The sequence below is a fragment of the Blautia sp. MB18-30 genome, from assembly GCF_023669475.1.
In the GTDB taxonomy this organism is placed as follows: domain Bacteria; phylum Bacillota; class Clostridia; order Lachnospirales; family Lachnospiraceae; genus Blautia_A; species Blautia_A fusiformis.
Genome location: NZ_JAMOYY010000024.1, coordinates 20,894 through 40,942 on the forward strand (window position 1 = coordinate 20,894; position 20,049 = coordinate 40,942).

The 20,049-nt window shown below is 43.4% G+C and carries 24 protein-coding genes; 23 read left to right on the top strand and 1 reads right to left on the bottom strand.

The genetic code is table 11. The features are described 5' to 3' along the window. Positions 1–20: 20 nt before the first annotated feature. From NCY57_RS11480 to rsfS, 15 genes are all read left to right on the top strand, one after another. A complete protein-coding gene (locus tag NCY57_RS11480) occupies positions 21–1,469 on the top strand; it encodes an ATP-binding protein (RefSeq protein ID WP_129974507.1) in 1,449 nt (482 codons plus the stop codon). A 39-nt stretch (positions 1,470–1,508) separates the two neighbouring features. Further along, positions 1,509–2,435 (top strand): AEC family transporter, encoded by a 927-nt coding sequence (locus NCY57_RS11485; protein ID WP_022427259.1) that lies wholly within the window; start codon positions 1,509–1,511, stop codon positions 2,433–2,435. Positions 2,436–2,457: 22 nt separating this feature from the next. Continuing rightward, a complete protein-coding gene (locus tag NCY57_RS11490; protein WP_022427260.1) occupies positions 2,458–2,919 on the top strand; it encodes an NUDIX hydrolase in 462 nt (153 codons plus the stop codon). A 32-nt stretch (positions 2,920–2,951) separates the two neighbouring features. Then, positions 2,952–3,443, top strand: coding sequence for an alpha/beta hydrolase fold domain-containing protein (locus tag NCY57_RS11495; RefSeq protein ID WP_250789688.1), 492 nt, complete (start codon positions 2,952–2,954; stop codon positions 3,441–3,443). A gap of 433 nt (positions 3,444–3,876) precedes the next feature. Further along, positions 3,877–5,748, top strand: coding sequence for a TIGR03960 family B12-binding radical SAM protein (locus tag NCY57_RS11500; protein ID WP_250789689.1), 1,872 nt, complete (start codon positions 3,877–3,879; stop codon positions 5,746–5,748). Further along, entirely contained in the window at positions 5,723–6,439 is a 717-nt protein-coding gene (locus NCY57_RS11505) for a TIGR03936 family radical SAM-associated protein (protein WP_334292737.1), read from the top strand. The genes NCY57_RS11500 and NCY57_RS11505 overlap by 26 nt, the downstream gene beginning before the upstream one ends. Then, positions 6,423–7,646 (top strand): ribonuclease E/G, encoded by a 1,224-nt coding sequence (locus NCY57_RS11510; protein ID WP_334303672.1) that lies wholly within the window; start codon positions 6,423–6,425, stop codon positions 7,644–7,646. Before NCY57_RS11505 ends, NCY57_RS11510 begins: the two co-directional genes overlap by 17 nt. 141 nt (positions 7,647–7,787) lie before the next feature. Beyond that, positions 7,788–8,093, top strand: a complete 306-nt coding sequence (gene rplU, locus NCY57_RS11515; protein ID WP_015525170.1) for a 50S ribosomal protein L21 — start codon at positions 7,788–7,790, stop codon at positions 8,091–8,093. Positions 8,094–8,105: 12 nt separating this feature from the next. Next, positions 8,106–8,426 (top strand): ribosomal-processing cysteine protease Prp, encoded by a 321-nt coding sequence (locus tag NCY57_RS11520; RefSeq protein WP_173745775.1) that lies wholly within the window; start codon positions 8,106–8,108, stop codon positions 8,424–8,426. A 5-nt stretch (positions 8,427–8,431) separates the two neighbouring features. Continuing rightward, positions 8,432–8,719, top strand: coding sequence for a 50S ribosomal protein L27 (gene rpmA / locus NCY57_RS11525; protein ID WP_015525168.1), 288 nt, complete (start codon positions 8,432–8,434; stop codon positions 8,717–8,719). A 64-nt stretch (positions 8,720–8,783) separates the two neighbouring features. Next, positions 8,784–10,076: a GTPase ObgE gene (obgE, locus tag NCY57_RS11530; protein ID WP_021652070.1), complete on the top strand. Its 1,293-nt coding sequence runs from the start codon at positions 8,784–8,786 to the stop codon at positions 10,074–10,076. Between the two features lie 11 nt (positions 10,077–10,087). Continuing rightward, positions 10,088–10,378, top strand: coding sequence for a ribosome assembly RNA-binding protein YhbY (yhbY, locus tag NCY57_RS11535; RefSeq protein WP_021978046.1), 291 nt, complete (start codon positions 10,088–10,090; stop codon positions 10,376–10,378). Between the two features lie 16 nt (positions 10,379–10,394). After that, positions 10,395–11,036: a nicotinate-nucleotide adenylyltransferase gene (gene nadD, locus NCY57_RS11540; RefSeq protein ID WP_021652068.1), complete on the top strand. Its 642-nt coding sequence runs from the start codon at positions 10,395–10,397 to the stop codon at positions 11,034–11,036. Then, the gene (gene yqeK / locus NCY57_RS11545) at positions 11,023–11,637 is read left to right on the top strand and encodes a bis(5'-nucleosyl)-tetraphosphatase (symmetrical) YqeK (RefSeq protein ID WP_015525164.1); all 615 of its coding nucleotides are present in this window, start codon (positions 11,023–11,025) and stop codon (positions 11,635–11,637) included. The genes nadD and yqeK overlap by 14 nt, the downstream gene beginning before the upstream one ends. A gap of 6 nt (positions 11,638–11,643) precedes the next feature. Beyond that, a complete protein-coding gene (gene rsfS, locus NCY57_RS11550) occupies positions 11,644–12,009 on the top strand; it encodes a ribosome silencing factor (RefSeq protein WP_015525163.1) in 366 nt (121 codons plus the stop codon). Positions 12,010–12,185: 176 nt separating this feature from the next. Here rsfS and lexA read toward each other — a convergent pair whose 3' ends face one another. Beyond that, positions 12,186–12,806: a transcriptional repressor LexA gene (gene lexA / locus NCY57_RS11555; protein WP_015525162.1), complete on the bottom strand. Its 621-nt coding sequence runs from the start codon at positions 12,804–12,806 to the stop codon at positions 12,186–12,188. A 214-nt stretch (positions 12,807–13,020) separates the two neighbouring features. On the opposite strand from lexA, the gene NCY57_RS11560 reads away from it, so the two are divergent. The 8 genes from NCY57_RS11560 (at position 13,021) to NCY57_RS11595 (ending at position 19,961) form a co-directional block, all read left to right on the top strand. Continuing rightward, positions 13,021–14,463 (top strand): HlyD family efflux transporter periplasmic adaptor subunit, encoded by a 1,443-nt coding sequence (locus tag NCY57_RS11560; RefSeq protein WP_244092768.1) that lies wholly within the window; start codon positions 13,021–13,023, stop codon positions 14,461–14,463. Positions 14,464–14,482: 19 nt separating this feature from the next. Beyond that, positions 14,483–15,175, top strand: a complete 693-nt coding sequence (locus NCY57_RS11565) for a YggS family pyridoxal phosphate-dependent enzyme (protein ID WP_173745777.1) — start codon at positions 14,483–14,485, stop codon at positions 15,173–15,175. Positions 15,176–15,199: 24 nt separating this feature from the next. Next, on the top strand, positions 15,200–15,853 hold the full coding sequence (locus tag NCY57_RS11570; protein WP_250789691.1) for a cell division protein SepF: 654 nt from the start codon (positions 15,200–15,202) through the stop codon (positions 15,851–15,853). A gap of 4 nt (positions 15,854–15,857) precedes the next feature. After that, the gene (locus NCY57_RS11575) at positions 15,858–16,610 is read left to right on the top strand and encodes a YlmH family RNA-binding protein (protein ID WP_021652062.1); all 753 of its coding nucleotides are present in this window, start codon (positions 15,858–15,860) and stop codon (positions 16,608–16,610) included. A gap of 20 nt (positions 16,611–16,630) precedes the next feature. Continuing rightward, positions 16,631–17,722 (top strand): 3-dehydroquinate synthase, encoded by a 1,092-nt coding sequence (aroB, locus tag NCY57_RS11580; RefSeq protein WP_110103147.1) that lies wholly within the window; start codon positions 16,631–16,633, stop codon positions 17,720–17,722. Between the two features lie 62 nt (positions 17,723–17,784). After that, on the top strand, positions 17,785–18,255 hold the full coding sequence (lspA, locus tag NCY57_RS11585) for a signal peptidase II (protein ID WP_242872557.1): 471 nt from the start codon (positions 17,785–17,787) through the stop codon (positions 18,253–18,255). A gap of 47 nt (positions 18,256–18,302) precedes the next feature. Then, positions 18,303–19,217 carry an RluA family pseudouridine synthase gene (locus NCY57_RS11590; protein ID WP_015525156.1) on the top strand — a complete coding sequence of 305 codons (915 nt, stop codon included), beginning with the start codon at positions 18,303–18,305 and terminating at the stop codon, positions 19,215–19,217. Between the two features lie 102 nt (positions 19,218–19,319). Next, positions 19,320–19,961: a cytidylate kinase-like family protein gene (locus tag NCY57_RS11595; protein WP_022427272.1), complete on the top strand. Its 642-nt coding sequence runs from the start codon at positions 19,320–19,322 to the stop codon at positions 19,959–19,961. Positions 19,962–20,049: the final 88 nt, after the last annotated feature.

Below are 20,049 nucleotides of genomic sequence, written 5' to 3' on the forward strand. Positions count from 1 at the left end.
CAGCAGGTAAGGGTTGGAATATGAAGGCAATATCGATCTATGCACTTACAAGAAATCAGAATATGGAATGTGTCCAGAAGCTGGAACGCCAGCTTTCCGGCAGAGATTTTTTTCTCAGGATCAAAGAGTGGGAACTGGAAAGTATGAAAGCACTGGTGAAGCAACTGGAACTGCATATGGAGGAAGTGTATAAGCTGCGCTTTTTCTATTCGTTTCAGATCCCGAAGCTTGGAAAGGAGTTCGATCTTCTTCAGATCAAAGATGACCAGATCGTGAATATTGAACTGAAAAGCGGCATTGTGTCGGACGAGGCTATCCGGAGACAGCTGATCCAGAACCGGTATTATCTGTCTGTTTTTGGAAAACCGATCCTGTCGTATACCTATATCAGCAGTGAAGATCATCTGGTGAGACTGACCAATCATGATCACATTGTGGAGGGGGACTGGAAACAGCTATGTATTGCATTGGGGAAAGAAAGCCCGGACTATGAGGGAGATATCGCGGATCTGTTTCAGGCAGAGCTTTATCTGATCTCTCCGCTGACAGAACCGGAGCGTTTTCTCAAAAAAGAGTATTTCCTTACTTCCCAGCAGAGAGATATTGAACGGCAGATTCTGAAGAGAATACGTGGAGAAAGAGGAGGATATTTCTGGTTCAGCGGACTTCCAGGAACCGGAAAAACATTGTTGCTTTATGATATTGCGATGAAGTTGTCCGTGCGCCAGAGAGTCTGTATCATTCACTGTGGAGAGGCGGGAAAAGAATGGAAGATTCTTCATGAACGTCTGCGGCGGATAGATTTTCTGGCAGATACTCAGCTGGACGGAACGACGGATCTTGGCTGTTACAGCAGCATTCTGGTAGATGAAGCACATCTTCTGTCCCTGGAAAAATTATCGGTTCTGCTTACATGGAGTGAGCACAGGCCGGTGATCTTTTCCAGTGATTCCGAGGATGTGATCTCACCGGAAGAGATGGATCGTAGCATTGTGGAAAGCCTGGGAAATCTGCCGGAGATCCAGAAATTCCATCTGACAAACCGGATCCGTACCAATGCGGAACTTTCCTCTTTTATCCAGAACATGATGCACCTGCCGGAAAAAAGAAGCCCCAGATGGTATCCGCATATTGCAGTGGTGTATGCCAATAATGACCGCGAGGTGGAAAATTTTCTGAATGATTTTGCGGGACAGGGATATCAGCAGCGGATACCAGAGGGTTCTGGACAGCTTGGTATCCAGGCAGTGAGAGATGCGGAGAAGATCGTTGTATTGCTGGATGAACAGTATTATTACGACGAAAAAGGATATTTAAGATCCAGGTGCTCCGCGGAAAAATATTCCAGTGTACGAAAACTTTTTCATCTTTTGAATCAGGCGAAAGAGAGCCTGGCTCTGGTGGTGAGAGAGAATATGGCGGTATATGAAGTGATGATGGAGATTTTGCAGATGCACAGAAACAGATAAAAACAAAAGATTAAAGACAATGGAGAGGAAGACAGAGAGATGGAAGTTTTGGAGATTGTTTTGCCTGTACTGGCGATGATCATTCTTGGAATCCTGTGCAGAAAATGGAAACTTTTAGATCAGAGTGGTGTCAATAACATGAAAACACTGGTAACAAATATTATGCTTCCTGTGGCAATTTTTCATGCACTGGCAACAGCAGAGTACAGTGGAAAGATCGGAATTCTGGTTCTGATCATGTTTGTGATGCTCTTGATTTCATTTGGGGCAGGATTCTGGATGAAAAGATTTATGGACGAGCCATATAAGAAATATCTTCCGTTTCTGATCTGTATCTATGAAGGTGGAATGATGGCTTACCCGTTGTATACAAGTCTTTGTGGCAGCGAAAATCTTTCACAGATTGCAGTGCTGGATATTGCGGGACTTCTTTTTGGATTCAGTGTGTATATGGGAATGCTGGGACAGACGGAAAACGGGGAAAAGATCAATGCAAAAAGCCTGTTTTACAGTGCATTGCGAACCCCTGCTTTTATAGGAACGGTTCTTGGAATTATTGTGGGACTGACACGAATGATCACCCGGCTTCTGGACAGTCCTTTTGGCAATTGTTATCTCAGTGTGGAGAATATTCTGACAACGGCCATTACGCCGATTATTCTTATTGTAGTTGGGTACAGTATGGAACTTGCGCCGGAACTTATCAGCCCCTGCCTCAAAACCATATTGCTGAGAGTCCTTTTGCAGGCAGTGATGATTGCGGGAGTTCTCATGGCAGTAAAATATTTGGTAGGAGGTTCCAGGCTTCTGAACCTGGCGGTTATTACATATATGTCCTCGCCTGCTACATTCAGTATGCAGACTTTTCTGAGAAAGAAAGAGAGCAGTGCTTATGCATCCACAACAAATTCTCTGTATTGTGTGGTCTCAATCCTGGTTTATATCACACTGGCAGTGGCAGGATGATGGAACTGAAAGAAGGGATCAAATGACGACAACGACATTATGTTATATAGAAAACGATGATAAATTCCTGATGCTTCACAGAGTAAAAAAACAGGATGATATGAATGAGGGCAAATGGATCGGCGTTGGCGGGCATGTGGAAAGTCAGGAAACTCCGGAAGAATGCCTTGTTCGTGAGGTGAAAGAGGAAACAGGGCTGACACTTACCTCCTATAAGTTCCGTGGCCTGGTGACATTTATAAACAGTGAATGCGAATCAGAACTTATGTGTGTGTTCACGGCCGATGAATATACAGGAGAACTGATTGAATGTGATGAGGGAGAACTTTGCTGGGTTGACAAAGCCATGGTGCCGAATCTTCCGGCATGGGAGGGGGATCAGGTATTTCTTGATCTGCTCCTTTCAGGAGAAAAACGCTTTTTTTCTGTAAAATTGCAGTATGAAGGTGACAGACTTGTAGAGAAGAAAATTCATTTGTATTAATAGTAGATTGTTTCATAGCTGGAGGGGAAATCATGTTTAATAAAATGATTGCACAGCAAACCGCAAAAAAAGAAAAACTTCTTGATAATTTTCTGAAAAAACATGAAGCGGAATATCCGTTTCCGGAAGATGTGGAACTCATTTGTGACATTGACTATATGGGAGATGGAAAGCCCTGTCATTTCATGGATATTTACCGTCCCCGAAAAATTATGAAGGTTCTTCCCTCCTATATTTACGGGAAACACTGGAAAAAGAGTTCGTTTTATCCATATATAAATCCGGAAAACAAAGAAATTATCCGAAACCTGCCACCGTCATTTCTGGTCACAGCTTATGGAGATACTCTTCGAAATTACAGCAGACAGTATGCAAAAGCGATAAAAAAAGCCGGTGTGATCTGTCATCTTGAAGATTATGAGGTGGACAAAAAACTTCCGCATGCTTTTAGTACAACTTTTCCTGAAATGGAGGAAAGTAAATGTGCAAATACGCAGATGGTGGAATTTCTTCTTAAATACTGATGAAATGCCAGGAAACCTTACTGGAGTCCGGATCCGGATTATTCTCCCTGCACAAGGATGCAATCGCTATATACAGTTAAGAACACAATTTTCTTGAAATCCTAACCATAGATGATTATAATAGGGAGAAGGTATGTCAATTTTGTGCTATTAGTGATATTTGGCATTGCATTGTATTTTAATATACAAAATGCCATTTTTCTTTACGATAAGTTCGCGAAAATCCGCAGGATATTAACTGTTTGAGGGTAATGATAACCGTTGTTGGCAAGTTGAAAAATGTCCATTTTTGACCAAACGGGGTTTTGGGCACCATTTTATAGCAACTTTTTACACAAGAATTGGCTTACAAATATAAACATTTTTGATGTTTCACTGAATTTTATAGCTTTAAATTCTTTGTGAAATATTACTAATTTTAGAAAGGAATAGAATGAGAAAATTAGCATTAAGTGATGAAATTTTGCTCAAAGTTGACAAAGCTGCCCGCTATATCGGCGGTGAAGTCAACTCCGTAATGAAAGATAAAAATGCGGTAGATATCCGTTTTGCAATGTGCTTCCCGGATGTCTACGAGATCGGCATGTCAAACCTGGGCATGATGATCCTCTATAACATGTTCAACCAACGTGAGGATGTATGGTGTGAGCGTCTCTTTTCTCCATGGCCGGATCTGGATAAGGTGATGAGGGAGAAGAAGATTCCGTTGTTTGCACTGGAATCCCAGGAGCCCATCCGGGATTTTGATTTTCTCGGAATTACGATCGGGTACGAGATGTGCTACACCAATATCCTTCAGGTACTGGATCTCAGTGGTATCCCGCTGAAAAGCGCAGACCGTGGTGAGGATTTCCCTATTGTGATCGGTGGCGGTGCCTGTGCGTATAATCCGGAGCCGCTGGCACCTTTTTTTGATATGTTTTATATCGGAGAAGGGGAAACGGTTTATGATGCACTTTTTGATGCATACAAGGCCAATAAAAAGGTTGGCGGCAGCAGGAGAGATTTCCTTCTGGCAGCAGCTAAGATTCCTGGAATTTATGTTCCGTCTCTCTATGAAGTTACCTATAAAGAAGATGGTACGATCGCATCCTTTGCACCGACGGCGGATGGTGTTCCTGAGAAGGTCCAGAAACAGCTGATCATTGATATGGAAAAGGAATATCGTGCTGTGGAGGCACCGGTCGTTCCTCACATTAAGGCAACACAGGATCGTGTAACTCTTGAGATCCAGAGAGGATGCATTCGAGGCTGTCGTTTCTGCCAGGCAGGTATGATCTATCGTCCGACCCGTGAACGTGATGTGGAGACTTTGAAGGAATCGGCGCGTATCATGCTGAAAAATACAGGACACGAAGAGATTTCCCTTAGTTCCTTAAGCTCCAGTGACTATTCCCAGCTGAAAGAACTGGTGAACTTCCTGATCGAAGAGTTTCATGGAAAGGCTGTTAATATTTCCTTACCATCTCTCAGGATCGATGCGTTTGCACTGGATGTTATGAGCAAAGTGCAGGATGTAAAGAAAAGCAGCCTGACTTTTGCTCCGGAGGCCGGTTCTCAGCGACTTCGTGACGTTATCAACAAAGGTCTGACAGAGGAAGTGATCCTCCATGGTGCGGGCGAAGCATTCAAGGGTGGCTGGAATCAGGTGAAGCTTTACTTTATGCTCGGTCTTCCCACAGAAACAGAAGACGATATGAAGGGAATTGCTCATCTGGCACAGAAGATCGCAGAGACCTATTATGAGGTAGTTCCGAAAGAACAGCGTAAAGGTAAGGTACAGATCAACGTCAGCACATCTTTCTTTGTGCCGAAGCCGTTTACCCCATTTCAGTGGGCACCAATGTATACAGAGCAGGATTTTGTGGAAAAAGCCAAGGTGGTTAAAAATGAAGTCCGCGCCCAGCTGAATCAGAGAAGTATCCGTTATAATTGGCATGAACCGGATGTAACAGCTCTGGAAGGATTTCTCGCACGCGGGGACAGACGATGCGCGGATGTGATCCTGAAGGCTTATGAAAAAGGTGCCCTTTACGATGCCTGGACAGAAAATTTTGATTATGATATCTGGAAGGAAGCTATGGCTGAATGCGGAGTGGATATGACATTCTACACACTTCGTGAAAGAAGCCTGGATGAGATCCTTCCATGGGATTTCATTGATACCGGTGTCAGCCGCAGATTCCTGGAGCGTGAATGGCAGCGTGCAAAAGAGGGTGTTGTGACGGAAAACTGCCGTCAGAAATGTTCCGCATGTGGAGCTATGAAATTTAAAGGAGGTGTCTGCCTTGAAGGTAAGAATTAAATTCAGCAAAGAGGGTCCTATGAAGTTTGTGGGACATCTGGATACCATGCGTTATTTCCAGAAAGCACTTCGTCGTGCAGAGCTTCCGGTAGCGTTTTCCGGTGGATACAGCCCGCATATGATCATGTCTTTTGCGGTTCCACTTGGAGTGGGGATGGAGAGTCTCGGAGATTATTTTGACCTGGAAATGGCAGAAGATATGCCTACTGCAGAGATCGCAGCCCGTCTGGAGGAACAGATGGCAGAGGGGATGCATATCGTTAGCGTCCGCAAGGTAGAGGATGGAAAAGCGGGTAAAGCGATGGCACTGGTGGCAGCAGCAGATTATCTTGTGGAATTCCGTCCGGGCAAAGAGCCTTCTATTGACTGGAAAAGCCGTGTGAAAGAATTTCTGGCACAGCCGGAGATCAAAGTGACCAAGCAGACCAAGCGCAGCGAAAAGGAGATCGATCTTCGTCCGAATATCTATAAAATGGAAGTAAGAGAGAATGGGTTCTTTTATATGCTGGCATCTGCAAGCTCTAATTATACGAAGCCGGAGATGGTAACAAACACATTTTTCCACTGGATTGGAGAAGAACTTCCGGAATTTGCCTTCACAGTGAAACGTCTGGAAATGTATGCCGATAAAGGAGAAAATGCAAGCCCACGTTTTGTGACTCTGGAATCATTAGGTGAGGAAATTGAGTAAACTGATCATAACAAGAATGGAGATCCATGGTGTGCTCTGTACAGTAGCGGCTCTTTCGGAGGAGGAACGGATCGTTGAGATCCGACTGGAATCCGATCAGGAAAAATCCATTCTTGGAAATATATACACCGGACAGGTCGAAAATATCGCATCCAATATCCAGGCGGCTTTTGTGCAGATCGAGCCTGGAAAGAGATGCTACTATTCTCTTGCAGAGGCACAGAGAGCTGTTTTTTCCGCAGGAAGAAAAGGAAACGGACCATTGCGGCCTGGAGATGAGCTCCTGGTACAGGTGAGCAGGGATGCCATGAAGGGAAAACTTCCGGCACTGACATCCAATCTGAATTTTACGGGAAGATATCTTGTTCTCACTACAGGAGATAAAAAGTTTGGTCTGTCTTCCAAGCTGGCACTGGAAGATCGCCATCGCCTCAGCGGATGGCTGAAAGAGGAAGCAGAGCGTCCGGATAAGGAATTCGGTATCATTGTCCGGACCAATGCCGCAGACGCTTCCAAAGAAGAGATCCTGAAGGAACTGGAGTGGCTGAAGGGCCGCTACCATAAAGCCGTAGTTCAGGGACGGAACCGTACCTGTTTCAGTCTTGTACTGGAGACAGAACCATTTTATGTGGCTGCTGTAAGGGATGCTTATGGTCGTGACCTGGATGAGATCATTACCGATGTGCCGGAAATCAGAGAAATGATCCTGGGATATCTGGAAGAGATCAGCCCGGAGCTTAAAGAAAAGCTTCGTTTTTATCAGGACAAACTTCTTCCGCTTTATAAGCTGTATCGTGTGGAAACTGCACTGGATGCGATCCAGAAAGAAAAAGTATGGCTGAACAGCGGTGGATTTCTGGTGATCCAGCAGACGGAGGCATTTGTGTCCATTGATGTAAACAGTGGAAAATATACCGGAAAGAAGAAAATGGAAGAAACCTTCCGTAAGATCAATCTGGAAGCGGCAGCGGAGATCGGCCGGCAGTTGCGGCTGCGTAATCTTTCAGGTATTATCCTGATCGATTTTATCAACATGGAAAATCCGGATCACAGAGATGAACTCTTTCATGTTTTACAGAAGCTTCTCAGAAAGGATCCGATAAAGAGCAGGGCCATTGATATCACACCATTGCATATCCTGGAAATGACCAGAAAGAAAGTAAGACGTCCGGTGATCGAGGACATTCGTGAGCTTACAAAAAAATAATAAAAATATCAAAAAAACTATTGACATAACAGTATGTCACTGTTATGATAATCGAGTATGCCGCACAAAGAGGTTAAAGAGCTTCAGTTTCAGAACAGGAGCCACCGAATTTGGCGAGTAAATAATTAGGAGGTGCCACAGATGTACGCAATTATTGCAACAGGTGGTAAACAGTACAAGGTTGCCGAGGGTGACGTAATTAAAGTTGAAAAGCTCGGTGTAGAAGCTGGTGAAACCGTAACATTTGACAACGTGATCGCAGTCAGCAATGACGGATTAAAGGTTGGCGAGGATGTAAAAGATGCCAGTGTTACCGCTTCTGTAGTTGAAAACGGTAAGAATCGCAAGGTCATCGTTTACAAATACAAACGCAAAACTGGATATCACAAGAAAAACGGACATAGACAGCAGTACACCAAAGTTAAGATCGAAAAGATTAACGGTTAATCTGGTGTCATCATGATTACAATTAAAGTCAGAAAGAAAAACGGATCTTACGAAGAATTTATTTCGAAGGGACATGCCGGTTATGCAGAAGCCGGACAGGATATTGTCTGTGCTGCGGTATCTGCACTGATCATTACCACGGTGAATTCTCTTGAGGAATTCACAGATGATAAATTTGATGTGCAGGAAAAGGATGGATTTGTTTCCATTCATTTCAGAAATGATCTTTCTGAACGGGGGATGCTCCTTATGGATTCCTTACTTCTCGGTCTGACGGAAATTGCTGGTAGTTATAACAATCGATATTTGACAGTAAAAGTCAAGGAGGTGTAACAACAATGATGAAGATGAACCTTCAGTTATTCGCACATAAAAAGGGAGTTGGTTCTACAAAGAACGGTCGTGATTCCGAGTCTAAGAGATTAGGTGCGAAAAGAGCAGACGGACAGTTTGTAAAAGCCGGAAACATTCTTTACAGACAGCGCGGAACCAAGATTCACCCAGGTGAAAACGTAGGCTGCGGTAAAGACTATACTTTATTTGCACTTACAGACGGAGTCGTAAGATTCACAAGAAAAGGTCGCGATAAGAAACAGGTTTCTATCGTTCCTGTAGACGCAGAGTAATGAAATAGGTAAAAGGCTTCAAATCGATCCGGTTTGGAGCCTTTTTTTGGAATAGAGGTGTAATATGTTTGCAGATAGAGCAAGGATCATTATCCGCTCCGGTAAAGGCGGCGACGGACATGTAAGCTTCCGACGTGAGCTGTATGTACCCAATGGCGGGCCGGATGGCGGCGATGGTGGCCGTGGCGGTGATGTGATTTTTGAGATCGACGAGGGCCAGAATACTCTCGGAGACTACAGACACAGAAGAAAATATAAAGCTGAGGATGGCCAGGAAGGCGGTAAAAAACGCTGCCATGGTGCAGACGGTAAGGATGTGGTCCTGAAGGTTCCGGAAGGTACGGTGATCATGGATGCGGAATCCGGCAAGGTCATCGCGGATATGTCCGGTGAGAATCGCAGACAGGTCGTATTAAAAGGCGGTCGTGGTGGAAAAGGCAATCAGCACTATGCAACAGCTACCATGCAGGTACCGAAATATGCCCAGCCTGGACAGCCGGCTCAGGAACTTGAGGTTCTCCTTGAGCTTAAAGTGATCGCAGATGTCGGTCTGGTAGGATTTCCGAATGTTGGTAAATCTACTTTCCTTTCCCGTGTGACAAATGCACAGCCGAAGATCGCCAACTATCATTTTACAACATTGAGCCCTAATCTTGGAGTTGTAGATACTGATAACGGCGGCTTTGTTATCGCTGATATCCCGGGACTGATCGAGGGTGCATCAGAAGGTGTGGGACTTGGACATGAATTCCTCCGTCATATTGAGCGTACACGAGTTATCATCCACATTGTAGATGCCGCTTCCGTAGAAGGTCGTGATCCAGTGGAGGATATCCACAAGATCAATAAAGAACTGGAGGCCTACAATCCGGAAATTGCAGCAAGACCGCAGGTGATCGCAGCCAACAAGATTGATTGTATTTTTGATGATGGCGAAGAAAGCCCTATTGATCAACTGAAAGCAGAATTTGAGCCACAGGGTATTTCGGTTTATCCAATCTCAGCCGTTACCGGGCAGGGTGTCAGAGAACTCCTTTTCCATGTGAAAGAGCTTCTGGATAAGAGCCCGATGAAACCGGTAGTGTTTGAACAAGAATTCTTCCCGGAAGATGTTCTTGTAAATGAAAATCTTCCGTTTACTGTGGAGCGCAGCGAGGAAGATCCGGAAGTATTCCTTGTGGAAGGTCCTAAGATTGAAAAAATGCTTGGCTATACAAATCTGGATTCTGAGAAGGGATTTGCCTTCTTCCAGAAATTCCTGAAAGAGGGCGGTATCCTGGAGGAACTGGAAAAAGCCGGTATCCAGGAAGGCGATACGGTTCGTATGTATGGCTTTGATTTTGATTATTATAAATAAGAGGTATGACAATGACAAGTAAGCAGAGAGCATATTTAAAAGGCCTTGCCATGACAATGGATCCGATCCTTCAGCTTGGCAAGGGTGGTCTTACTCCTGAAAATACCGCTGCTGTTGAGGAAGCTCTTGCAGCAAGAGAGCTGATCAAGATCAGCGTTCTTCAGAACTGTCTGGAGGATCCACGTGAAATGGCACAGGTTCTTGCAGAGAGAACAAGATCTCAGGTAGTACAGGTGATCGGTAAAAAGATCGTTCTCTACAGAGAAGGTAAAAAGGACAAGAAAAAAATCATTCTTCCGTAATCTCGGGAGGTTATAAATGAGCAAAGCAACAAAAAAAATAGGAATCATGGGTGGTACTTTTGATCCCATTCATATGGGGCATTTGATCCTGGGAGAAAAAGCCTATGAACAGCTTGAGCTTGATAAAGTTTTGTTCATGCCCTGCGGAAATCCACCTCATAAACGGAACCGTAAGGGCAGAGCGACTGATGAACAGCGTGCGGAAATGGTCCGTCTTGCCATAGAGGATAATCCTCACTTTGAGCTGTCTCTGATCGAGATGCATGAGGAAGGCTATACGTATACTTACCGGACTCTGGAACAGCTGAATAAAGCGAATCCGGACACAGAGTATTATTTTATCATCGGTGCAGATTCGCTTTTTAATTTTGATACCTGGATGGAACCGGAACGCATTTGTCAGGAAGCAGTACTGGTAGTGGCAACCAGAGATCATACTCCATTGAAGGAACTTGATCAGCAGATGCAACTTCTGTCACAGAAGTATAACGGGAATTTTATTCGACTGGATACCATGAATATTGATGTTTCCAGTGAGCTGCTCCGTTCCTGGCATGAAAGCGGGCAGAGTCTCCGCTATTATGTTCCCAAGCCTGTGATTTCCTATATTGAGAAAAACGATATCTATAAAGGAAATGATTCAGATGGGAAAATATGATTTTATCAAGATAAAAAAGAAACTTTCCAAATATCTGGATGAGGCCAGATTTGAGCATACAATGGGGGTTATGTACACTTGTGCTGCGCTTGCCATGGTTTATGATTATGATCTGGAGGATGCACAGGCTGCAGGACTTCTTCATGACAGTGCAAAGTGTATTCCTAATAAAAAGAAACTGAAGCTGTGCAGCCAGCATGATATTCCGGTATCAGATTTTGAAAAGGATCATCCGTTTCTTCTTCATGCCAAACTGGGGGCTTATGTGGCCAGCAGTAAATATGATATTAAAGACGAAGAGATCCTGACAGCGATCACTTATCATACAACAGGAAGACCGGGAATGAGCCTTCTTGAGAAGATCGTATATATTTCAGACTATATTGAACCAATGCGTGACAAAGCTCCGAATCTTGCGAAGGTGCGAAAGATTGCTTTTGAAGATCTGGATGAGTGTATGTATGAGATTTTAAAGGATACACTGGAATATCTGGAGGAAAATCCCAAGGAAATCGACAGTACGACCAGGGATGCTTATGTTTATTATAAAGAACTCCATGACAGAAAAATGCAGGATGCAGCCAACAGACAGGAGGATTAAAATTCTATGAGTATCGAAAAAGAGATGGTCCGGATCGCCTGCAAGGCACTGGATGATAAAAAAGCAAAGGATATCAAGATCATTGATATCCATGAGGTTTCCGTGATCGCAGATTATTTTGTGATCGCAAGTGCTTCCAACCAGAATCAGGTACAGGCAATGGTTGACAATGCAGATGAAATGCTTGGCCGTGCCGGATATGAAGCAAAACAGATCGAGGGAACCAGAAACTCCAGCTGGGTCCTCATGGATTACGGTGACATGATCATCCATATCTTTGATGAGGAAAACAGACTTTTCTACGATCTTGAGAGGATCTGGAGAGACGGCAAGATTCTTGATGCGGAAGAATTTCTTGGTGAGAATGAGTAAAATTTGTTATATTGGTTTACTGTAAAAATATTATGTGAACTAAATAAGAAGAAATCAAAAAGCAGAAGTTTTCTGCTGAAAAAAAGAGAGATATCTTTGTGGGGCTGTACAGCTACCTTAAAGATATCTCTCTTTTTAGATCACATTACATTGGGTGGGATCTGTTGTTTATATTTTCATGAAAAGAAACGAAATACACCAAATACTTTGCCGAGGATCTGCAGATTACCGGTGATGATGATCGGTTCCATATTGTCGTTCTCCGGCTGAAGTCGATAATAACCATTTTCTTTGTAGAAAGTCTTAACTGTTGCAGAATCATCGATCAGAGCAACTACCATGTCGCCGTTTTCTGCTGTTGCCTGCTGCTTTACAAGAACCTGATCTCCATCAAAAATACCTGCATTGATCATACTGTCGCCTTTGACAGTCAGCATGAAACTTTGTTCATTGGGCATATATTCAGCCGGGATCGGAAAGTAAGCATCGATATTTTCCACTGCCAGGATCGGCTGTCCGGCAGCAACAGTGCCTACAAGAGGAACATTGACAACCTCGCGGCGGACCAGATTGAAATTATCATCAATGATCTCGATCGCACGGGGCTTGGTGGCATCTCTGCGGATATATCCGTTTTTTTCCAGAGCTTCCAGATGGGAGTGAACGGAAGATGTGGATTTCAGGTTTACTGCTTCACAGATTTCACGGACGGAGGGCGGAAAACCTCTGTTAAGGATCTCATTTTTCATATAATCCAGTATTTCCTGCTGCTTTTTACTGATTCTGCCATATGTCATGTGTACTTACCTCCCTGGGTTGATTTTATCTGCTGTCGACCATAATATGACAGCATCACGAAATTATATTTTGAATAGTATAACATACTTTTGAAAAAATGGCAAACGGATATTCGGAAAGTATGTTCGCACGTTTTAAAGCTTGTATTCATTTAAATAAAATGTTACAATAAAACGAACTTTAAGAGATGAACGATGTAAAGGAGGCATTCATTTGCCGGATAATAAAGTACATTCCGGAAAAACTCCGGGATTCTTAGCAAAGCTTCGTAAAATTTTTGGTCTGAACATTGGAACTGTAATGTTCGGAGCAATTTTTATCTATATGATCTTTAGTGTGATTCTTTATCTTACAGCTTCTCATATGGAATCTTATCAGGTTCCCTCCGGTCCGTTATCCATGAATGAGACATACACAGGGCTGACGATCATGACAGAGAACGTAGTGCAGGCAGATGCGGGCGGTTACGTTACATATTACGCAAGGGAAGGTACCAAGATCAATGCCAACGGTGCTGTCTACAGCCTGAACAGTTCAAGATCTGCAGACAATGTAACCTCTCTGAGCAGAGAGGAACTGGCGGATATACGCAGTAATATGCAAAGCTTTTCCAAAGGATTTGATCCCAGCAAATTCAACAGTGCCTATAGTTTTAAATATCAGCTCAATGGAAGCATCCTTCAGTATGCTTCAGACAGTTCGGGAGCTTCTTCTGCAAGCACGACGTCTGAAGATGGAGAGGAAGCCACAGTTACAACAATAGTTTCCAGTGATCCGAATATCCGCCGTGCGCAGACAGACGGGATCATCCTGTATTCTACAGATGGCTACGAAACCAAAACCGTTGATAATGTCACAGCTGCTGATTTTGATCAGAATTCCTATCAGGAAACGGATCTGAAAACAGATGGACAGATAAAGGCCGGAGATGATATTTATACGATCATTACAGATGAACGCTGGAGTCTTTTGATTCCTTTAAGTGAGAAGCAGGCTGCTAATCTGAAGGAGCGTACATCGATCCGTGTCAAGTTCCTGAAAGATGATCTGACGCAGACAGGAGACTTTTCGATCATGGAGATCGATGGGGCTAAATACGGTAAGATTGATTTTAATAAGGGACTGATTCGATATGCGTCAGACCGGTTTCTGGAAATAGAACTTGTCACGAACAATGTGACAGGTTTAAAGATCCCGTTATCTTCTATCGTAACGAAGGAGTTTTATGCAATACCTTCCAAATATCTTACGACGGATGATGAAACACAGCAATCCGGATTTATGCTTTCCGGAAGAAATAAAAAAGGCGACAGTACGATAACCTTTGTCAGTGCCGGTATCTATGGCCGTGATGAGATCACAGACAAAGAAACACAGGAAACAAGCTATATTTATTACGTAGACAAGAATAAATTTAAAGAAGGCGATGCTCTTGTTGAGCCGGATAGTGGAGAGAAGTTTATCATCGGAGATACAGAAGTTCTGGAGGGAGTTTTCTGTGTCAATCAGGGATATGCGGTATTCCGCCGGATCGAGATCCTGGATGAAAATGAGGAATATGCGGTTGTATCAAAGGAAACCTATAATGGGCTTGTCCGATATGACCGTATTGTGAAAAATGCAGATAAAGTAAGTGAACAGGATATACTTTACTAATTAAAGGAGGATTTATATCATGGTAGCGGAAAATTTGGCACAGGTGCGGAAAAATATTAATGAATCCTGCAATAAAATTAACAGAGATCCGAATGAAGTCACACTGATCGCAGTAAGCAAAACCAAACCGGTGGAGATGCTGAAGGAGGCTTATGATGCCGGAGCACGTGTCTTTGGAGAGAACAAAGTGCAGGAGATCGTGGATAAATATGATCAGATGCCTTCAGATGTCAAATGGCATATGATCGGACATCTTCAGCGTAATAAAGTAAAATATATTGTGGATAAAGTTGCAATGATCCATTCTGTAGATTCGCTTCGCCTGGCCGAGACGATTGAAAAAGAAGCAGCGAAAAAAGCGGTTATTGTTCCGATCCTTATAGAAGTAAATGTAGCGCAGGAAGAAAGTAAATTTGGTCTGAAACCGGAAGAAGTTTTACCGCTTATAGAACAGATCGCAGATTTTTCACACATTCGGATAAAGGGGCTCATGACAATTGCTCCCTATGTTGATAATGCAGAGGAAAATCGCGAAATTTTCCGTGAACTTAAGAAATTAAGTGTTGACATTGCTGCTAAAAACATTAATAATGTTACTATGAGTGTTCTGAGTATGGGAATGACCGGAGATTACATGGTTGCCGTGCAGGAGGGCGCTACGATGGTGCGTGTAGGCACTGGTATTTTTGGTGCAAGAAATTACGCATTATAAGACTAATAAGATTGGAGATTTAAAATGGGCGTTTTAGACAAGTTTTTAGATGCCATCAAACTGAACGACGATTATGACGATGACGAATTGTTAGATGATAGCCTTCTTGAGGATGAGGACGATTATGAGGACGATTTCCTCGATGAAGATGATGATATGGAAGAGAAACCAAAGAAGAAATTTTTTGAGAAATTTTCCAAGAAAAAAAATGACGAGGAAGAGGATTTTCTGGATGATGAGCCGGAAGATGAAACGGTTAAGGCACCTGTTGCCAAGTCATCTGTAAAGACAGCTGCAGCCAAGGCCCCGGCAAGGCAGGAACGTATTTCCAGACCGGCACCTTCTTCCAAAATCACCCCAATGCGTACAAGCAAGCGTTCTTCCCAGGCTGCAAATATGGAAGTTTGTGTGATCAAGCCTACAACCATGGAGGAAGCAAGAGAAATTGCGGATACACTGGTCGATAATTCTACCGTGATCCTGAATCTTGAAGGAATCGATGTGGAGCTTGCACAGAGGATCATCGATTTTACTTCCGGTGCATGTTATTCACTTGGAGGAAGCCTTCAGCAGGTATCCAGCTATATTTTTGTACTTGGACCATATAATGTAGATATTACAGGTGATCTTCAGAATATCCTTGGCGGTTCTGTGCCGTCTGTTAGAGTGGGTTATTAACCTCATGGATAAAGAAGAACTTTTTGTTAAGAGAATCCGTGAACTGGCAAATCTGGCCTATCAGAGAGATATTACCACATTTACGGATTTTCTTAATTTAAATGAACGGAATATTTTAAACAGTCAGAATTTTCATAAGCTGGGTGTTACAGCGGAAGGTTTTGGCGGATATGAGAATGCAGAGCGTCAGATGGTAGCCTTTCACCCTGATGCTCTTGCTTTTACATGGGATTATCCCATTGATTGTATCCGGCTTGAGCCAAAAGCAGTGAAATTTTCAGAAGATCTGACACATCGGGATTATTTGGGAGCGATCCTGAATCTTGGGGTTGACAGGAGTGTTGTTGGGGATATTCTTATAGAAGATCATACTGCGAGTTTTTTTTGTCTGCGTCAGATGACAGATTTTTTTCTGGAGAATCTGTGTCGTGTAAGACATACCACAGTTGTGGCGTCGAAGATAGAAGATCCGGGTGATCTTCCGAGGCCGGAACTGAAACCAGTTAGTGGAACCTGTGCGTCCGTACGCCTGGATTCTCTGATCGCACTGGCTTTTGGGACTTCCAGAAGCAGTATTGTGCATTGTATTGAAGAAGGGCTTGTTTTTGTAAATGGAAAACTGATCACATCCAATGGTTATGAGCCCAAAGAGGGAGACATCATATCCGTTCGGAAAAAGGGACGTTTTATTTATGATGGGGTATCCCGTCAGACAAAAAAAGGACGTCTTGGAGTACGGATTCTGCTTTATATCTGAACAGCTAGGAGGAAAACGCAATGACAGCATCAAAATTACTTGTAAAACGAGAAGGTGATTTTCATTATCCCATCTGTTTTGAAGAAGATTTTTCTAATCTGGCACAGGTTATGAAGGAAGAAGGACTTGTTGACAGAAAAATCTGCATTGTAACAGATTCTAATGTGGGACCACTGTATGAAGAATCTGTAAAACAGGTTTTAAGTGAGGTAAGTTCCGATATTTCTGTGTTCACCTTTGAGGCAGGAGAAAAAAACAAAAACCTTAATACCGTTTCGGCATTGTATCAGGCCCTGATCCAAAATGGTCTTGACCGAAAAAGTCTGCTTGTTGCATTAGGCGGTGGTGTGGTAGGCGACCTTACCGGATTTGGCGCGGCAACTTATCTCAGGGGGATTGACTTCATTCAGGTACCGACAACACTGCTTGCACAGGTAGACAGCAGCGTTGGCGGAAAAACCGGCGTAGATTTTCAGCAGTACAAAAACATGGTAGGAGCTTTTCACCAGCCACGTCTTGTATATATGAATCTAAGCACTCTTTCTTCGCTTCCGGCAGAACAGTTTGCCTGCGGAATGGGTGAGATTTTAAAAACAGGATTGATCTGTGATGGAGATTTTTTCCGCTATGTATGCTGTGAGCAGAAAGGGATCAAAAAGCTGGATATGGAACGGATTGCCAGAATGGTACGCAGATGCTGTGAGATCAAAGCAGGCGTTGTGGAGCGTGATCCTAAGGAACAGGGAGAGCGTGCGCTTCTTAACCTGGGACATACTGTGGGGCATGCAGTAGAAAAACTTAAGAATTTCACCCTGCTCCACGGACAGTGTGTGGGAGTCGGACTGGTAGCTGCGGCATATCTTTCCATGAAACGAGGACTTCTGACCAAAGAAGAATATCAGGAAATCTGCCAGGGATGTTCGGATTACGATCTTCCGGTGCATGTAGATGGTCTTATCCCGGAAGAAGTTCTTTCCGCAACAAAGAAAGACAAAAAAATGGAACAGGGACATATCAGGTTTATCCTGATGGATGGTATCGGAAAAAGCTTGATCGACAAAACAGTTACCGATGAAGAAATGCTTTCCTGTATTCAGGAGATAACTCTATGATCAGTCGTGTTAACCATCATCAGAAAATGTCTTTTAGTAAGTGTATGTCGGGGGACATTTTTTTGCTGATCTTACTCGTGGCTGCGGATCAGGGAGCAAAATGGCTGTCATATCTGTATCTGAAAGGACAACCATCGGTTTCGCTGATTCCTGGCGTACTTGAACTTCATTATCTCTATCCGGAAAACAGGGGAATTGCGTTTGGAATGTTTCAGGGAAGTGTACTCTTTTTTGCCATTGTGAGTGTACTGTTTCTGGGAGTGATCCTCTATGCATGGATCCGTATTCCGAAAGAGCGGTTTTATCTGCCGTTGCTCACCATTGCTACAGTACTTGCAGCTGGTGCACTGGGAAATTTTATCGATCGTTTTTTCAGAGGGTATGTGATCGATTTTATCTATTTCTCCCTGATCGATTTTCCGGTATTTAATCTTGCGGATGTTTATGTGGTTGTAAGTGGAATTTTTCTGATCCTGTTTGTATGCACGAAATACAGAGATGATGATTTTGCGTTTCTGAATATCAAACAGTGATCCGGGCAGAGATATAATGCATTTATCTGTTCTTGTAGGAGATATAAATGGAAATATATGATTATACAGTAGAAAAAGAAGAATCAGGTATACGAATCGACCGCTATCTTGCTGAGAAAGACAGCGGTCTTTCCAGGTCTTTCCTTCAGAAACTTCTGAAAGAAGGACAGATTACCGTGGGAGAGAAGGCTGCCAAATCTAATTATAAGGTCCGTGAAAATGACAGGATCCATCTGGAGATCCCGGATTCCAGTGAGCCGGATATCGTTCCGGAGGATATTCCGTTGGATATTCTTTACGAGGATGAAGATGTACTGATCGTTAATAAGCCCAAAGGGATGGTTGTACATCCTGCAGCCGGGCATTATCAGGGAACACTGGTCAATGCAGTTATGGCACATTGTGGTGACAGCCTTTCCGGTATTAACGGAGTGATGCGGCCTGGAATTGTCCACAGAATTGATAAGGATACCACCGGGGCACTGTTGGTATGCAAAAATGATATTGCTCACCGGGATCTGGCAGAACAGCTGAAATGTCACAGTATCCGCAGACGCTACCGGGCAGTTGTGCAGGGAAATCTGAAAGAGGATGAGGGAACAATAGAGGGACCTATTGGACGGCATCCGACAGATCGTAAAAAAATGGCCATCAATCATAAAAATGGTAAAGATGCAATAACACATTACAAAGTGCTGGAACGTTTTGGCGAGGCCACGTATGTGGAATGTCGTCTTGAAACAGGTCGTACCCACCAGATCCGTGTGCACATGGCCAGTATCGGACATCCGCTTCTTGGGGACACGGTGTATGGTTCATCCAGAAATCCCTATCATCTGGAGGGACAGGCACTTCATGCAATGATCCTTGGATTTGTTCATCCACGTACCGGGGAATATATGGAATTTACAGCCCCACTTCCGGAATATTTTGTTAAATTGCTGACAAAATTGCGAAAATAGCTGGAAAACTTGTGGAATATAGTGTATAATAACTATATTAAAGAGGAAGCGGAGTTAATATTTGCAAATTCGCTGAATCTGAGCAGAAAGGATGTGGCTGTTATGAGTAACAATACAACAAGTTCTATTATTACTATCGGTCGTAAATATGGCAGCGCCGGAAGACAGATCGGCCAGGAAGTTGCTAAATATTTTGGAATCAAATGCTATGATAAAGAGCTGCTGGAGCACGCAGCCAATGACAGTGGGATCTGCAAGGAGCTGTTTGAGCATCATGATGAGAAGCCAACAAACAGTTTTCTTTATTCTCTTGTAATGGATACTTATTCATTTGGGTATTCCTCAGCCGGATTTACAGACATGCCTATGAACCATAAGATTTTTCTTGCACAGTTTGAGGCAATCAAGAAGCTGGCTTCAGAAGGTCCCTGTGTAATGGTCGGCAGATGTGCGGATTATGCACTTGCAGATAATCCGGATTGTTTCAGTGTATTTGTTCATGCAAACCTTGACTGGCGTATCAACCGTATTGCTCAGAAATACAATAAAAATGCTAAAGAGGCCAAGGACATGATCAACAAAACAGACAAAAGCCGTTCCAGCTACTATAATTATTATACCAACAAGAAATGGGGATCTGCGGACAGCTATAATCTTTGTCTGGATAGCAGCAAGCTTGGCATTGATGGAACTGCGAAGGCAATTATCGAAGCCATTCACATTTATGACAGCCTGAAAAAATAAACATCAGATTTTTAGGCACCCTGCCATTTTATGGCGGGGTGTTTTCTGTATCAGCGCGATACCCTGAAGTCGGAATTTATCTTTGCAG

Excerpts from the sequence above, each read along its gene's own strand:
- NCY57_RS11490 (WP_022427260.1), top strand. The coding sequence starts at position 2,458 with ATGACGACAACGACATTATGTTATATAGAAAACGATGATAAATTCCTG.
- NCY57_RS11495 (WP_250789688.1), top strand. The coding sequence starts at position 2,952 with ATGTTTAATAAAATGATTGCACAGCAAACCGCAAAAAAAGAAAAACTT.
- NCY57_RS11480 (WP_129974507.1), top strand. The coding sequence starts at position 21 with ATGAAGGCAATATCGATCTATGCACTTACAAGAAATCAGAATATGGAA.
- yqeK (WP_015525164.1), top strand. The coding sequence starts at position 11,023 with ATGGGAAAATATGATTTTATCAAGATAAAAAAGAAACTTTCCAAATAT.
- aroB (WP_110103147.1), top strand. The coding sequence starts at position 16,631 with ATGACAGCATCAAAATTACTTGTAAAACGAGAAGGTGATTTTCATTAT.
- NCY57_RS11565 (WP_173745777.1), top strand. The coding sequence starts at position 14,483 with ATGGTAGCGGAAAATTTGGCACAGGTGCGGAAAAATATTAATGAATCC.
- NCY57_RS11500 (WP_250789689.1), top strand. The coding sequence starts at position 3,877 with ATGAGAAAATTAGCATTAAGTGATGAAATTTTGCTCAAAGTTGACAAA.
- yhbY (WP_021978046.1), top strand. The coding sequence starts at position 10,088 with ATGACAAGTAAGCAGAGAGCATATTTAAAAGGCCTTGCCATGACAATG.
- nadD (WP_021652068.1), top strand. The coding sequence starts at position 10,395 with ATGAGCAAAGCAACAAAAAAAATAGGAATCATGGGTGGTACTTTTGAT.
- NCY57_RS11595 (WP_022427272.1), top strand. The coding sequence starts at position 19,320 with ATGAGTAACAATACAACAAGTTCTATTATTACTATCGGTCGTAAATAT.
- rpmA (WP_015525168.1), top strand. The coding sequence starts at position 8,432 with ATGATGAAGATGAACCTTCAGTTATTCGCACATAAAAAGGGAGTTGGT.
- NCY57_RS11570 (WP_250789691.1), top strand. The coding sequence starts at position 15,200 with ATGGGCGTTTTAGACAAGTTTTTAGATGCCATCAAACTGAACGACGAT.
- obgE (WP_021652070.1), top strand. The coding sequence starts at position 8,784 with ATGTTTGCAGATAGAGCAAGGATCATTATCCGCTCCGGTAAAGGCGGC.
- rsfS (WP_015525163.1), top strand. The coding sequence starts at position 11,644 with ATGAGTATCGAAAAAGAGATGGTCCGGATCGCCTGCAAGGCACTGGAT.
- lexA (WP_015525162.1), bottom strand. The coding sequence starts at position 12,806 with ATGACATATGGCAGAATCAGTAAAAAGCAGCAGGAAATACTGGATTAT.
- NCY57_RS11520 (WP_173745775.1), top strand. The coding sequence starts at position 8,106 with ATGATTACAATTAAAGTCAGAAAGAAAAACGGATCTTACGAAGAATTT.
- NCY57_RS11485 (WP_022427259.1), top strand. The coding sequence starts at position 1,509 with ATGGAAGTTTTGGAGATTGTTTTGCCTGTACTGGCGATGATCATTCTT.
- rplU (WP_015525170.1), top strand. The coding sequence starts at position 7,788 with ATGTACGCAATTATTGCAACAGGTGGTAAACAGTACAAGGTTGCCGAG.
- NCY57_RS11575 (WP_021652062.1), top strand. The coding sequence starts at position 15,858 with ATGGATAAAGAAGAACTTTTTGTTAAGAGAATCCGTGAACTGGCAAAT.
- NCY57_RS11590 (WP_015525156.1), top strand. The coding sequence starts at position 18,303 with ATGGAAATATATGATTATACAGTAGAAAAAGAAGAATCAGGTATACGA.